This is a genomic window from Rhodococcus sp. MS16, assembly GCF_013277795.1.
In the GTDB taxonomy this organism is placed as follows: Bacteria; Actinomycetota; Actinomycetes; order Mycobacteriales; family Mycobacteriaceae; genus Rhodococcus_F; species Rhodococcus_F globerula.
Genome location: NZ_VBTM01000010.1, coordinates 40,284 through 53,571, shown reverse-complemented (window position 1 = coordinate 53,571; position 13,288 = coordinate 40,284). Strand labels below are relative to the sequence as shown.

The 13,288-nt window shown below is 62.3% G+C and carries 16 protein-coding genes; 7 read left to right on the top strand and 9 right to left on the bottom strand.

Annotated elements, in window-relative coordinates; genetic code table 11:
• Nucleotides 1–34: 34 nt before the first annotated feature.
• Nucleotides 35–403, top strand: a complete 369-nt coding sequence (locus FEZ60_RS21860) for a metalloregulator ArsR/SmtB family transcription factor (RefSeq protein WP_033233260.1) — start codon at nucleotides 35–37, stop codon at nucleotides 401–403.
• 29 nt (nucleotides 404–432) lie between these two features.
• On the opposite strand, the gene FEZ60_RS21855 is transcribed toward FEZ60_RS21860, so the two are convergent.
• From FEZ60_RS21855 to FEZ60_RS21845, 3 genes are all read right to left on the bottom strand, one after another.
• Entirely contained in the window at nucleotides 433–843 is a 411-nt protein-coding gene (locus tag FEZ60_RS21855) for a hypothetical protein (RefSeq protein WP_033233259.1), read from the bottom strand.
• A 116-nt stretch (nucleotides 844–959) separates the two neighbouring features.
• Nucleotides 960–1,631: a pyridoxamine 5'-phosphate oxidase family protein gene (locus tag FEZ60_RS21850; RefSeq protein WP_095887163.1), complete on the bottom strand. Its 672-nt coding sequence runs from the start codon at nucleotides 1,629–1,631 to the stop codon at nucleotides 960–962.
• A gap of 17 nt (nucleotides 1,632–1,648) precedes the next feature.
• A complete protein-coding gene (locus tag FEZ60_RS21845) occupies nucleotides 1,649–2,575 on the bottom strand; it encodes a DNA-3-methyladenine glycosylase 2 family protein (protein ID WP_172936978.1) in 927 nt (308 codons plus the stop codon).
• 73 nt (nucleotides 2,576–2,648) lie between these two features.
• On the opposite strand from FEZ60_RS21845, the gene FEZ60_RS21840 reads away from it, so the two are divergent.
• Nucleotides 2,649–3,212 carry a ribonuclease H gene (locus FEZ60_RS21840; RefSeq protein ID WP_172937033.1) on the top strand — a complete coding sequence of 188 codons (564 nt, stop codon included), beginning with the start codon at nucleotides 2,649–2,651 and terminating at the stop codon, nucleotides 3,210–3,212.
• Nucleotides 3,213–3,282: 70 nt separating this feature from the next.
• Here the strand turns inward: FEZ60_RS21840 and FEZ60_RS21835 are convergent, their stop codons facing one another.
• The gene (locus FEZ60_RS21835; protein WP_045066715.1) at nucleotides 3,283–4,416 is read right to left on the bottom strand and encodes an NADH:flavin oxidoreductase; all 1,134 of its coding nucleotides are present in this window, start codon (nucleotides 4,414–4,416) and stop codon (nucleotides 3,283–3,285) included.
• Nucleotides 4,417–4,421: 5 nt separating this feature from the next.
• Nucleotides 4,422–4,949 (bottom strand): nuclear transport factor 2 family protein, encoded by a 528-nt coding sequence (locus FEZ60_RS21830; protein ID WP_033233253.1) that lies wholly within the window; start codon nucleotides 4,947–4,949, stop codon nucleotides 4,422–4,424.
• Nucleotides 4,950–5,075: 126 nt separating this feature from the next.
• On the opposite strand from FEZ60_RS21830, the gene FEZ60_RS21825 reads away from it, so the two are divergent.
• A complete protein-coding gene (locus tag FEZ60_RS21825) occupies nucleotides 5,076–5,981 on the top strand; it encodes an amidohydrolase family protein (protein WP_045066714.1) in 906 nt (301 codons plus the stop codon).
• 21 nt (nucleotides 5,982–6,002) lie between these two features.
• On the opposite strand, the gene FEZ60_RS21820 is transcribed toward FEZ60_RS21825, so the two are convergent.
• Nucleotides 6,003–6,746: an SDR family oxidoreductase gene (locus FEZ60_RS21820; protein WP_033233251.1), complete on the bottom strand. Its 744-nt coding sequence runs from the start codon at nucleotides 6,744–6,746 to the stop codon at nucleotides 6,003–6,005.
• A gap of 29 nt (nucleotides 6,747–6,775) precedes the next feature.
• On the bottom strand, nucleotides 6,776–7,714 hold the full coding sequence (locus FEZ60_RS21815; protein ID WP_033233249.1) for a 3-oxoacyl-ACP reductase: 939 nt from the start codon (nucleotides 7,712–7,714) through the stop codon (nucleotides 6,776–6,778).
• A gap of 258 nt (nucleotides 7,715–7,972) precedes the next feature.
• Between FEZ60_RS21815 and FEZ60_RS21810 the strand changes: the two genes are divergently transcribed.
• Nucleotides 7,973–8,125 carry a hypothetical protein gene (locus FEZ60_RS21810; RefSeq protein ID WP_162487725.1) on the top strand — a complete coding sequence of 51 codons (153 nt, stop codon included), beginning with the start codon at nucleotides 7,973–7,975 and terminating at the stop codon, nucleotides 8,123–8,125.
• Nucleotides 8,126–8,195: 70 nt separating this feature from the next.
• Nucleotides 8,196–9,779: an AMP-binding protein gene (locus tag FEZ60_RS21805; protein WP_172936977.1), complete on the top strand. Its 1,584-nt coding sequence runs from the start codon at nucleotides 8,196–8,198 to the stop codon at nucleotides 9,777–9,779.
• Between the two features lie 65 nt (nucleotides 9,780–9,844).
• Here the strand turns inward: FEZ60_RS21805 and FEZ60_RS21800 are convergent, their stop codons facing one another.
• Together FEZ60_RS21800 and FEZ60_RS21795 are read right to left on the bottom strand one after the other, a co-directional pair.
• Complete coding sequence (locus FEZ60_RS21800) at nucleotides 9,845–10,336, bottom strand: nuclear transport factor 2 family protein (protein WP_084702654.1); 492 nt, start codon at nucleotides 10,334–10,336, stop codon at nucleotides 9,845–9,847.
• A gap of 49 nt (nucleotides 10,337–10,385) precedes the next feature.
• Nucleotides 10,386–11,255, bottom strand: coding sequence for a TIGR03619 family F420-dependent LLM class oxidoreductase (locus FEZ60_RS21795; protein WP_172936976.1), 870 nt, complete (start codon nucleotides 11,253–11,255; stop codon nucleotides 10,386–10,388).
• A 137-nt stretch (nucleotides 11,256–11,392) separates the two neighbouring features.
• Between FEZ60_RS21795 and FEZ60_RS21790 the strand changes: the two genes are divergently transcribed.
• Together FEZ60_RS21790 and FEZ60_RS21785 are read left to right on the top strand one after the other, a co-directional pair.
• Nucleotides 11,393–12,301 carry an IclR family transcriptional regulator gene (locus FEZ60_RS21790; RefSeq protein WP_033233241.1) on the top strand — a complete coding sequence of 303 codons (909 nt, stop codon included), beginning with the start codon at nucleotides 11,393–11,395 and terminating at the stop codon, nucleotides 12,299–12,301.
• A gap of 76 nt (nucleotides 12,302–12,377) precedes the next feature.
• On the top strand, nucleotides 12,378–13,238 hold the full coding sequence (locus tag FEZ60_RS21785; RefSeq protein ID WP_033233239.1) for an alpha/beta fold hydrolase: 861 nt from the start codon (nucleotides 12,378–12,380) through the stop codon (nucleotides 13,236–13,238).
• Nucleotides 13,239–13,288: the final 50 nt, after the last annotated feature.

The following is a 13,288-nucleotide window of genomic DNA, read 5'->3' as shown; positions in this document are numbered from 1 at the left end:
ATGAGGGATAACAGCACTACGGAGGCGGTCGGGCATGGAGTCAAGCGGCGCTTTGAACATCGCCGATGTCCGGCGCGGGCAGGCGGCGCTCGAAGGACTGGACGTGACTGTGTGGTCCAACAGGTTTGAACTGCTGTCCGATGCCAATCGCCTTCGGCTTCTCCTGTGTCTGCATCACGCGCCGGGGATCTGCGTCACGGACCTGTCCGTGGCATTGGGAATGAGCGGGACGGCTGTCTCGCATGCACTTCGGCTGCTTCGGAGCCAGGGGTGGGTGACAGCCACGCGAGACGGCCGTTCGATGCGTTACCAATTGGCTGACGACACCGTTCACCAGCTACTTCACTCGATCGGTGCCACGCACTTCGGCGACGATCCCACACATGGTCACTCGCACGACTGAACTACCACGACTGAACTACCACGACTGAACTAGGGAGTGGCGAAGAATTTCTCCACTGCCGGTGCGGCATTCGGGTTTCCGTTCATGATGCCGTTGCCCAGACCGATACCCGTTCCGATGGCTCCGCCGACGATGCATCCGGCGATGAAGTTGGGGAAGATCGACAAGCACCCAATCCCGATACCTGTGGCCGCACCGCCGAGCGTCGACTGCAAGCCGCCGTTGTTCCACCCGATATTGATTTCGTTCGTCATGGTGTCGAACGCAGCTTGTTTGGCATCGTTACCGGGGAAAAGCGTCGCTGCAGTCGGACTGTTCGTGCTTACCGGTTGGTTGAACGGATCGAAGCCGGTGTTCGGAGCTGCAACAGCCGTGCCGGCGCCTGCGCCGACGGCAGCAACGACAATCGCGGTCATGGTCAGAGTTCGGGACAGTTTCATGGGGAAAGCCAATCTGTCTGTGTGGAACTTTCGGGCACAAGCGGACCCGTCGACTTCCTCGCGACGGGTCGTGACAAGTGGCTACCCGGCTCCGATACCTCTGAAACCGCCCAGTCTCATTCGTTATTCGACACTCGAGCGCGGAGCGCTTCGTTCTCGGCGGCGAGCCTGGCAACGTCTGCCTGGAGTGAGTCGATCTGTTCCTGTAGTGGCCTGCGGGCAAGCGCCAGAGATTCGTCCATTCGTTCCTTGTCGTAGCGCGGAGTGATGTTTCGCGCGCAGTTCCAATCGAATGCTTCCACGTCGATGACTATCGAGCGCTGCGCCTTGGCCGACATGATGCCGCCGGGAACCTCCAGAAGTTGTTGCAGCAGCGTGGGGTCGGCATCGGCGTCGACTACGTGAGCGCGGCCGTAGATTTTCAGACGGGTTCGTGTCGGATAGTCGACGACAAAGAGCGAGACGCGGTTGTTGGTCTCGAGGTTGCCGAGTGTCACGAATTGTTGATTTCCGGGCAGGTCGGCAAAGCCGATTCGGTTCGGACCCAACACGTGGAGAAACCCGCGGGGACCACCACGATGCTGGATGTACGGCCAACCGTCGGAAGTGACCGTGGACAGAAAGAACGAATCGACAGATGTAACGAAACCCTGAGCGCGAGAGTCGAATTCCATGGGGCCGGTATCGGGATGATCGAGTTTGGATCCGTAGATCGTGAAACTGCCCGACTCGCGCTGGCGCTCGACAGCAGCGGGTGAGAACGCGATGTGTGCGTATCGACTCGACATGATTACTCTCCTTGCGCTCAGTGCCAACGATGATCGGCGATTGCGGTGCGCGGCCCGAACTTCGGTTTGACGGCCTGGCCGCTGACCTGCAGGAGCCGGACCGCCCGATACCGATGCGGTTGCAGGGGAGCGAGGTACTCGACCATACGAGCGTCGTCGATCGGTTCCCCGAGGAGGGACCAGCCGACTACTGCGGCGAGATGGTAGTCGCCCACCGACAGAGCGTCCGAATCCCCGAACGCACGCTGGGCAACTTCGGCGGCGGTCCAGATTCCGACGCCGGGCACGGCTCGCAATCGCCTCGTCGCCTCCGCCCTCGAGAAGGTTGACGCTTGCTCGAGCCGATCGGCGACCCGAGCGCACTGCACGATCGTCTTGGATCTTGCCGGGTCCACGTTCGCGCGATGAAACTCCCACGACGGCATCCGTCGCCACTGATCCGCGGTGAGTGGAACTCGCATTCCGTCGGGCGCCGGTCCGGGAGCTCGTTCTCCGAACTTGGTCAGCAGACGTCGCCACGCTGCAAAGGCGTCGACGCCGTGGACACGTTGTTCGAGGATGGCGGGGACGAGAGCCTCCATGACGCGTCCGGTGCGTCCGATCCGCAGATGCGGGAAGCGTCGATGAGCTTCGGCCAGCTTGGGATGTTCGGGAGCAAAATCGTCGGCTTCGTCGTCGAGACCGAGCAATGCTTCGGCTCCGCCCAGGAACTCCGTAGCGCCGACGCCCCACGACTGCACGCGGACGGTGTGGCGATCCGACTGTGTAATGCGGTAGGTCACAGGACCCGAAAGTTGGCGGGAAACTCGCCAGATCGCGCCGTCCGGGGTACGCCTGTGAGCGGGGTCGCCAGGTCCGCGCTGATGCGGGCTGAGCGTCAGCGCGGCATCGAGTGGTCGCTGAGAAGTCACCGTGACTTCGGCAGCCTCGAGTTTCGGCGTCATCGTCGGCCAGCGTATCTGCAACGGTCGCCCCGCGTTCAGACACATGTCGGTGGGGCAACGTAAGGTCCGAGCCATGATCATCGTGAGCACCGACGGATCCTGTCTGCGCAACCCCGGCGGAGCTATCGGCTGGGCTTGGGTAAATCACGAGGGTCCGTCGATGTCGGGCGGCGAATCATCCGGAACCAACCAGATCGCCGAGTTGAGGGCGCTCTTCGAGGCCGTTGTCGCTCACCCCGGAGACGAGCCTTTGCTCATCGAATCCGACTCCCAATACGCCATCAAATGTGCGTCGGAGTGGCTGCCGAGTTGGAAGCGCAAGGGCTGGAAAACCGCGAGCGGCGGCGCTGTCAAGAACCTGGAACTGGTGCAGAGCATCGACCGTGCCATCACCGATCGTGTCGGGCCGGTGCGTTTCCGTTGGGTCCGCGGGCACGTGGGCAACCACTACAACGAGATGGCCGACAAGCTGGCAGGCGAAGCCGCCCGTGCGATTGTCTCCGGGGACATCGAGTCGGTACCACTTGCTGCGCAGACACCGGTGCCGGTGAAAAAAGAAGTAACCGTCGTGAACTCCTCGTACAAGGAGAAGTCCACGACGGCTGTCGAACCGGAAGATCTGTTCACACTGTTCTGAAAAGGCCTTCGGCCCTGTGCGCCTTTTTGGTAGTGGGCACTACCAAAAAGGCGCACAGGGGGCGCAGCCCCTAGATCAAGCTGCCCTCATGCACCGCTCGATCGAATGCCGGCAACGGACCGCCGGCACGCAGGGTGGTGGCGAGTGCCGGATCAGCCAAGTGCAAGCGGCCGATCGCGATCAGATCGAACTCTCCGCTACCGATGCGCTCCTCGAGCTGGGGGATGTTGTCCACGACGGGTGCAACGCCTTCGATGCGACTGTCGCGCAGTGACTTTCCGAGGCCGACGCTGCCCACGGCCATGGTGACGGCGCCAGTCAGCTTCTTGGCCCAGCCGGCGAGCGAGAGGTCGCTGCCTTCGAAGGCGGGAACGTCGAAGCGTCGGATGCTGGCGTCCAGCACATCGACCCCGGCATCGACCAAAGCGCCCAGGATCACGCCCAGCTCTTCCGGGGTTTCCGCGATCTTCGCGGTGAAATCCTGCTGCTTGTGCTGGGAGAAGCGGTAGATAATCGGCAGATCGGGGCCGATGGCTTCGCGGATCGCCGCAACGACGGCTGCGGGGAATTTGGTACGACGCTCCAAGTCGCCGCCCCACGCGTCGTCGCGCCGGTTGGTGCCTTCCCAGAAGAAGGAATCCAGTAGGTAGCCGTGGCCGCCGTGGATGGCGATGCCGTCGAAGCCGAGCTCGACAGCGTGCTTCGCGCTACGGACATACGCGTCGATGACGTCCTGGATGTCCTGCTCGGTCATCGCGTCGGTTGTTGCCTGGGCGCGCTCGACGTAGGCGGCAGAGTACGAGGTGACACCGAGCGGGCCCCACTCACCGGACGGGCGCATCGGTTTGAGCGAAGGATCCATCTGCGTCATCGCGCCCCACAACGGGCCGACGTGCCAGAGCTGCGGCACGATCTTGCCGCCGGCGCCGTGAACGTCGTCGATGACCTTGCGCCAGCCGGCCTGAGCGGCGGGCGTATGCAGGTTGGGGACGTTGGCATGGTCGACCGCAGTTACGTGGTCGATCGCAACGCCTTCGGTGACGATCAGGCCGGTGCCGCCCTCAGCGCGTCGACGGTAGTAGTCGGCGACATCCTGACCGGGGACGCCCTCGATGGAGTAGGTGCGCGTCATCGGGGACATGACGATGCGGTTGGGCAATTCGAGCGAACGAATGCGCAAAGGCTGGAAAAGGGGACTGGTCATGTCAATCACAGTGCTTTCATGAATCGGAAGAATCCGGGGTCCTGATCGACGCGCAACCTCGTGAGAGTGCGGTAGCTGATCAGCCACTTACCGTTCTCTTTGCGGTATTCCTCGTGGTAATGGCCGTAGCCGTGCAGGTGCAATTCCTTCTCACCGTCGTTCCACCACAGCATGTCCTCCATCGCCCAGATTCCCGTGGCGGTGGTGGGGGAGGTCAGCACGATTTCAGGTGTGTGTGCGTGGTGCGCCGTGGTGAGAGGAATCTCGCCGTCGAGCATGTTCCGGATGGCGTTGGTGAGTTTCTCGATACCGACCACCTGATTGGAGGTGTCACCGGTCTTGGGTTGCTTGTCCGTGGGGAGGCCGCCCCAGGTTTCGCTGACGACGTCCTCGGTGTGCAGTGTCGGGTAGATATGCCACTGCTTGGTGTCCATGCAACGCAGGCGAGCCGAGAAGACCTTCTTGATTTCCTCGATTGCGAGTAGTTCCTCGACAGGACTGAGTGACGCGACTTCGGACTCGGTCAAAGACATGCAACCTCCAGCAGTAATCGGCAAGATGCCTTCAGATTCGAGTGCGTACGGCCTTGCCGTCAATCACCTGTCTCAGTGAGCGCGACAACACTCGGTATGGTCGAGCAAACGGAAGGAGCGCTCGCTATGTGCGTAGATACGGATTCGGTCCCCGGGGCCGAGGAGATCGCCGCGGTTCGGGACTTTTGGGATGAGCTGGGTGTTCCGGGTTTGATCGACGTTCACACCCACTTCATGCCCAAGAGTGTCATGGACAAAGTGTGGGGGTACTTCGACTCGGCGGGTCCGATGATCGGTCGACCATGGCCGATCACGTATCGCCTGGTGGAAGAGGAACGCGTACAGCGGCTGCGTGAATTCGGAGTCCGCGCCTTTACCTCGATGATCTACCCGCACAAGAACGCGATGGCTGAGTGGCTCAATCAGTGGGCCGTCGAGTTTGCCGCCCAAACGCCGGATTGCCTACATACGGCCACGTTCTATCCCGAAGAGACGGCCGCGTCGTACGTCGGGAAAGCGTTGGAGTCGGGCGCGCGAATCTTCAAGTCCCACATCCAGGTCGGCAATTACGACCCTAACGATCCGTTGCTCGACAACGTGTGGGGCCAACTCGAGGACGCCGAGACACCCATCGTCATTCACTGTGGCTCAGGGCCGGCGCCGGGTACGTTCACCGGGCCGGATCGAATCGCGTCGTTGCTGGCGCGCTACCCGAGGTTGCCGCTGATCATCGCGCACATGGGCATGCCGGAGTACAGCGAATTCCTTGATCTTGCAGAGGCCTACGGGAATGTGCGACTGGATACCACCATGGCGTTCACCGACTTCACGGAAGAGCAGTGTGCCTTTCCGAAGCCGGATATCTCTCGCCTGATCGACATGCAGGACCGGATACTCTTCGGGAGCGATTTCCCGAACATTCCGTACCCGTATCTCAAATCGTTGCAAGCACTTACGCGGTTCGATCTCGGGGACGAGTGGTTGCGCGCCGTCGTACACGACAACGCGGCCAAGCTCTTCTCGGTGAGCTGAGCTCACCGAGAAGACTTCAGCTCAGCGCAGTTTGATGCTGCCGCCGTCGGCCATCAACGTCTGACCGGTCATGTACTGCGAGTCGTCGCTCGCGAGGAACACGACGACGGGAGCGATGTCGGTTTCGGGATCACCGATACGTCCGAGAGGAACCTTGGCAACCGACGCGGCTGCACGCTCGGGGAAGGCTTCCTGCCACTTGACGACGCCTTCGGTTGCGGCGAACGGGCAGACCACGTTGACGCGGATGCCTTCCGGCGCCCACTCGTTGGCAACGACGCGGGTCAGACCGCGCACAGCTTCCTTGGCCGCTGCGTACGACGTCTGGGTGGGCATACCGTCCAAGCCTGAACCGGAGGCGAAGTTGATGACCGAACCCTTGGTCTTCGCCAGTTCGTCGTGGCACGCCTGCATCAGATGGACAACCGGGTAGAAGCCGGTGTTGAAGGACAGGTCGAACATGTCCTGCGTGGTTTCCAGCAGCGGGGCCTGACGAGACGCGTGAGCGTTGTTGACCAGGATGTCGAGCTTGCCGAACGCCTCGAGTGCGGCGTCGCGGATCTGCTCTGCCGAACCTGCGGCGGCAAGGTCGACGTTGAGGAACTTGCCGGCGCCGGCCAGTTCCTGCTCGAGGGCCTGGCCCTGCTCGTCGTTGATGTCGACGAACAGGACCTTCGCGCCTTCACGGGCAAAGACTCGGGTGATTGCGCGACCGATTCCGCCGGCGCCGCCGGTGACAATCGCTACCTTGCCGTTCAACCTCATGAAAACGCTCCTTCTGTGTTTGATGCTGTTTAGACGGTTGCGGTCTCGTCGACTGCGAGTGCGATCTTCTCGAGGCCGGCGATGCTGTAAGCAGCGTAGGTCTCGTAGGGGCCACGGCCCGAGAAGTACGACGAGAGCTGACCACCGAGCTCTTCGACGGTGAACGCGGATCCGGCTGCGTCGAAACGGTTCTCGACCTTCGGTGCTTCCATCAGCGCCACCATCTTGCCGTAGACGACAAAGACCTGTCCGTTGATCTCGTCCGAGGCGGGCGAAGCCAGGTAGCTGACCAGAGTTGCAACACGCTCGGGTGCAAGCGGATCGAGACCGGTGACACCGGTGTTGTTCTCGCCGAACGCATCTGCTGTCATTGCTGTCCGGGCGCGCGGGCAGATTGCGTTGCTGCGGACGCCGTAACGGGAGAGGCCGGCTGCGCTCGAGAGCGTCAGAGCCGTGATGCCGGCCTTGGCTGCCGAGTAGTTGGGCTGTCCGGCGCTGCCGAAGAGGAAGGCTTCGGAGGAGGTGTTGATGATGCGTCCGTAGACGGGAGCATCGGCTGCCTTGCTTGCGGCGCGCCAGTGCACTGCAGCTGCATGGGAGGTTGCGGCGTGGCCCTTGAGGTGCACGCGAATGACGTCGTCCCAGTCGGATTCGGTCAGGTTGAAGATCATCTTGTCGCGCAGGATGCCCGCGTTGTTGACGAGAATGTCGAAGGAGCCGAAGTTCTTGACGCCTTCCTCGACGAAGCGCGCACCGAGAGACCAGTCGGAGACGTCGCCAGTGATGGCGATGGCCTGTCCGCCTGCGGCCTTGATCTCGTCGACCACGTCATTGGCTGCGGGGCCCATGTCGTTGACGATGACGGCTGCGCCGGCGGCTGCGAGGCCGAGTGCCTCCGCGCGGCCGAGTCCGGCGCCGGCACCGGTGACTGCGGCTACTTTGCCTTCCAAGCTCAGTGATTGCGTCATGTCGTGCTCCTTCGATCTGGGTCAGAAATTAGTATTCATTCTAATTTGTTGAATCTATTTTGGCGTAACTTCGGCAAAACTAACAGAGTCAAAATCAGAATTAGTTCTAGTTTTGATCAGAAATGCGAGCCAGAACACTACAGTCCCGGTCAGTGGGAGCGGTGATGTAGGTCACGAGCTGGACATGCCACCTTGTGGCTACGCGCCGACCGGGCGCGCACGCACTTGCGTCACCGCCGACACTGCCCGGAGCAACCCATGTTCAACGACTCGCCTGCTCGGAAGCATCTACGCCCCAGCCAATCGTCGGAGATCCTCACAGCAGGATCCGCTCTGGCTGCATCGGGTGGAACAACGGGAGGATCTGCGCAGCTCCTGGCATCGTTGTTGGGGCGTCGGATCGGCGGATGACGCACTCGAAGTACCACTAGATGCGGCCGGGCCGGACCTGCCGCACCTGAAATAACGGAAGGCACCAACAGTGTCACTGAATTTGGCAGATCTGTACGAGGGCGTAGCGGACTTGATCTCGGATCGCACGGCAATCGTGTGCGACGGGCGTCGACGGACATACGCGGAACTCGACGAAGGCTCGAACCGCATCGCCCATCACCTCGCGAGTGTTGGCGTCGGACCGGGAGATCACGTCGCCTTGCACATGCGCAACAGCATCGAATACGTCGAAAGCCTGTTGGGCTGCCTCAAGATTCGCGCAGTGCCGATCAATGTCAACTACCGCTACGTCGATGCCGAGCTGACGTACCTCTACAACGACTCCATGGCGGTCGCACTCATCGTCGACGAGGAGTTTGCCGACACCGTCGCGTCGATCCTTCCCACAACGCCCGGCGTCAAGCATGTTGTCGTCGTCGGCGAAGCTGAGCTTGCCGGCGTCGACAGCATCAGTTACGACGTTGCAACGCAGGCGCAGTCGGCCAAGCGAGACTTCGGGCCGCGCAGCGAAGACGACCTCTTTGTCATCTACACCGGCGGCACGACGGGTATGCCCAAGGGCGTCATGTGGCGTCACGAGGATTTCTACTTCGCAGCGCTCACAGGTGGAAACCCGTTCGGCCCTCCGCACGTCAAGGCCGAAGATCTGTACGCCGCTGTGCCGCACGTCCCCGCGATGAACATGCTCAGCACTGCACCGCTGATGCACGGCGCAGCGTCCTACTCGTTGTTCACCGGATTCTTCATGGGCGCCAACGCAATCCTGATGGCGCGTTTCGACGCGAAGAAGACGCTCCAGCTTGCCGGGAGTGAAAAGGCTGTCTCCATCACCGTTGTCGGCGACGCGATGGCACGCCCGCTCGCCGACGAATTGGCTGCGAACGCCGCGGAATACGACCTCAGCACGGTGGGCATGGTCTCGTCCGGCGGAGCGTTGTTCTCGCTCTCCCTGCGTGAGCAGTTGAAGTCGATTCTTCCGAACCTGATCATCCGCGACGGTTTCGGTTCGTCCGAGTCCGGCGTCGACGGCAACCTCGAGATCGGCGCGGACGGCTTGATGCGGATCGCCGCTCGCGACGAGACTCGTGTCGTGGACGATCGGATGCGTCCGCTCGAGCCCGGTTCACCCGAGACCGGGTACATCGCTCGTTCCGGTCACGTTCCGGTCGGATACTTCAACGATCCCGTGAAGACGGCAGCGACGTTCCCCGTCGTCGACGGCGTCCGCATGTCGGTTCTCGGCGACATCGGACGGGTCGAGGCCGACGGCTCGATTGTTCTGCTGGGGCGCGGTTCTCAGTGCATCAACACCGGTGGCGAGAAGGTGTACCCCGAAGAGGTCGAGCAGGCACTCAAGAGTCATCCGGCTGTTCTCGACGCCTTGGTTGCCGGAGTGCCGGACGACAAGTTCGGCGAGCGCGTGGCTGCGGTCATCACCACTCGTGACGGTTTCGCTGTCCCGGACCTCGCCGAGATCGGTGAGCATTGCGCGTCTCAGGTCGCGCGGTACAAGGTGCCTCGTACCGTCGTGAGCGTGTCGGAGATCCGTCGTTCTCCCAGTGGCAAGGCCGACTACCGCTGGGCCAAGGCAACTTTGACGGAAGCTAACTAGTTCGACGTCATCCAGCGCGTTTTGTGAGGGACGCGCTGGATGACGTTCGGGCAGAGCAAGAAGAGCTAGTTCGCCACCCCTGCGGCCAAGAGGGCGCGGGCTTCGGGGCGGCCGTCGAGGAGCGCGTTCGTACGCAATTCGACCTTCCAGACGCCGTCGTTCTTGACCAGTTCCCACCGGTTCGCGGTGATCCGGAGAACCTTGAATCCGGACGGGTTCTCGGGATCCTTGATGACGAGCTGCGAGTGGCAGGTTGCGACGGCTTTGTTGCCGTCGATGCGGATGTGCGCCGGCGTCATCATGTGCGCTGCGCCGTTCATGATCCAGTTCTGATGAGCGGCACTGCGCACCATGGCGCGGAGTTCGCCACGGCCGTGCATTGCTCCCGTGTCGACGTCGTAGACACCGTCCTCGAGCCACAGGTTTGCGACCTCGTCGGCAGATCCACTGTCGACGGCCGGGCTGTACGCGGTGAGCAGTTCGGTGATGGCCAGCTTGTCTTCGAGCAATTCGACTCGGGCAATCAGTGATTCGACCAGGGCAAGTGAGTTGCTCAGTGCGGTGGCGTCGGTCATCGGCATTCCTTACGTAGACGAAGTGGATCTATCAGGTGAAATCGATGCCCTCGGCGAGGGCGATGCGGTGAAGTTCCTCGAGTTGTTCCGCGAAGTGCTCAGCGCTCGACGCGCTGATCGACGTGCTGGCGATCGTGGCACCGGCGTCGCGGACTCGGGTCAGTGAGTGGACGACGCGTTCCGGGTCGCCGAGCGGATCGAAGGCTGCGCCAGTGGACAAGATGACGTCGAAGTTCTCGGGGAGCGGCGCTGCCGCGAGCATGTCCGCGAGCTCCGAGAGGCGCAGTCCGAAGGGAACCCAGCCGTCGCCATGGGTGAGTGCGCGGCGCAGTGAGCGCTTGGTGCGGCCACCGATCCAGAGAGGCACTCGCGGTTGGACGGCGTGCGGCTCGACAACAAATCCCGAGTAGTCGTAGAACTCGCCGTGGTACTCCGGGAGCGGAGTGGAGAGCGAGGTGCGCAGCGCTGCGAGGGCGTCGTCGGCGCGAGCTCCACGATCGGTGAACGGAGCGTTTATGAGATCGAATTCTTCTTTTAGCGTCCCGACTCCGAGGCCGAGGACAAGTCGCCCGTTGCTGACCCGATCCAGCGTTCCGTAGCGCTTCGCGATCTCCAGTGGGTGGTGGTATCCCAGCACGAGCACTTGAGTTGCGAGCCGAATAGTGCGTGTTCGAGCCGCAAGATATCCGAGTGTTGCGAGCGGATCCCAGTAGGTTCCGCCGCGTTCTCCGGCTATTTCTGTGGGAACTGCGATATGTTCACTGCAGGTCAGGTGGTGAAAACCGAGGCGATCAGCAGTTTCGGCGATCTGTGCGACCTCGTCGATCTCAGCCGTCGCTTCCCAATCTGATCGGGTGCTGGGGTGCTGGATCAGTACCGGTGTGACGAGTCCGAGGTGCATCGAGCGTTTATAGCTGCGACGAGCAGTTCTGGCACAGAAATTTCCGGTGATCGGGATGAGATTGTCGGATTGGCTTTCCAGATACTGTGACCTGGGTTATAGTCACTAGAATCAATTCCAGTTTCCGGGAGGCGTCAATGACCATCGTTGAAATCAACGACACCATGACCACTGCTCAGCCGACCAGCGCTCAGGCTAAAAAGGATCTTCCGCCGTCGATGGTCGAGCGGATGACGCTGATTCTCGACGCCTTCGACGGACGCGCAGCACGGCTCACCCTGGAAGAGGTGGCGTGCCGCACGCAGTTGCCGCGCTCCACCGTCCACCGCATTCTCGATCAGCTCGTCAAGCTCGACTGGGTAGATCACGCATCGTTCGGCTACTGCCTCGGACGGCGTGCACTCGGCCTCGGTGGCGGCGACGGTGGCCACAGCCAGATTCGTGAAGCTGCTGCACCCCTCCTGCACGAACTGCACCTTCAGACCGGAATGGTTGTGCACCTCTCGGTGCTCGACGGCCGTGAAACTGTTTATCTCGACAAGGTCGGCGGCCGGTTTGCCGCTGCACTCCCGTCGCGCGTCGGTGGCCGGGTTCTTGCGCACTCCACCGCGGGCGGCAAGGCGATGCTCGCGTGGATCGATCCGGAGCGCGTCGACGCCTTGTTCGGCGCGACCCTTCCGCGCTGTACCGAGAACACCATCGCGGAGATCGGCATCTTGCATCAGGAACTCAACCGCATCCGTCAGCGCCGGGGCTTGGCCTTCGAGCGCGGTGAATCCGCTCGCGGCCTGGCATGCGTGGCCGCTGCGATTCGTGGGCATGAAGGCCCCGTCGGCAGCATTGCGTTGTGCGGCGACATGCGGACGGCTCAGCTCGAGCGAGTCGCCCCGTTGGTAGTCGACGCGGCCCGTGAGGTCTCGCGCTCGCTGTACCCCGAGCTGGGTGCGCCTCGCCGTGGCCGCAAGGCTCCTCCGATCCCGACAAACACCTTCTCGGCAGACACGATGGACCGACTTCTGGCGGCGTCCACCGAGCAGTGGATCTGAGTTTTCTTGCCCTTTCTGTCTCGCTGATCGGGACGGTTCGTAGCAGCTCAGCGGCGGTGATGGCACCGTTCCGGGTATGACGACTGAACTGAGCTACGAGGACACTCTGAAAGAGCTGCAGACCGATCTCGGTGTGCTTCGGTATCACGAGGCCGGCGACGGTCCGCCGCTGGTGCTGCTGCACGGATCAGGTCCCGGAGTCACCGGGTGGCGCAACTACCGCGGCGTTCTCGCGGACTTCGCCGAGCACTTCCACTGCTACGTTCTCGAGTTCCCCGGCTTCGGCGTCAGCGACCCGGGCGACGGCCATCCGATGATGATGGCTCAGGCTTCGGTCAGCGCGTTCCTCGACGGACTCGGTCTCGGTCCGGTCCACCTGATCGGCAACTCCATGGGCGGCATTGTCGCCACCAAGGTCGCGATCGACGAACCGCACCGCGTCAGCAAGCTCGTCACCATCGGTGGCATGGGCAAGAACACCTTCTCGCCCGGCCCCGGTGAAGGCATCAAGCTCCTCATGGAATTCACCGACAACCCCACCCGCGAAGCCCTGATCCGTTGGCTGCAGTCGATGGTCTTCGACCCGGCCGTTGTCACCGAGCAGCTCATCGAAGAGCGTTGGGCGCTCGCCACCGAGCCGACGACCCTCGAGATCGCACGCCGGATGTACAGCAGCAAGGCCATGGCCGCTATGGGCGCCGCCGCTGCTGCGTCGACGGATGTTCCGTACTGGGCACAGTTGAACAAGATCAAGGCTCCGACACTGCTCACCTGGGGTCGCGATGACCGCGTCAGCCCCGTCGACATGGCGATTCTGCCGATGCGCGACATTCCCAACGGTGAAGTGCACATCTTCCCCAGGTGCGGTCACTGGACGATGATCGAGGCCCGCGACGCTTGGGTCTCGGCAGTTCTGGCATTCCTTACCCGCCCGTAAGGGCCTTCGGCCCCCGTGCGCCTTTCCGGCAGTTCCCACTACCAAAAAGG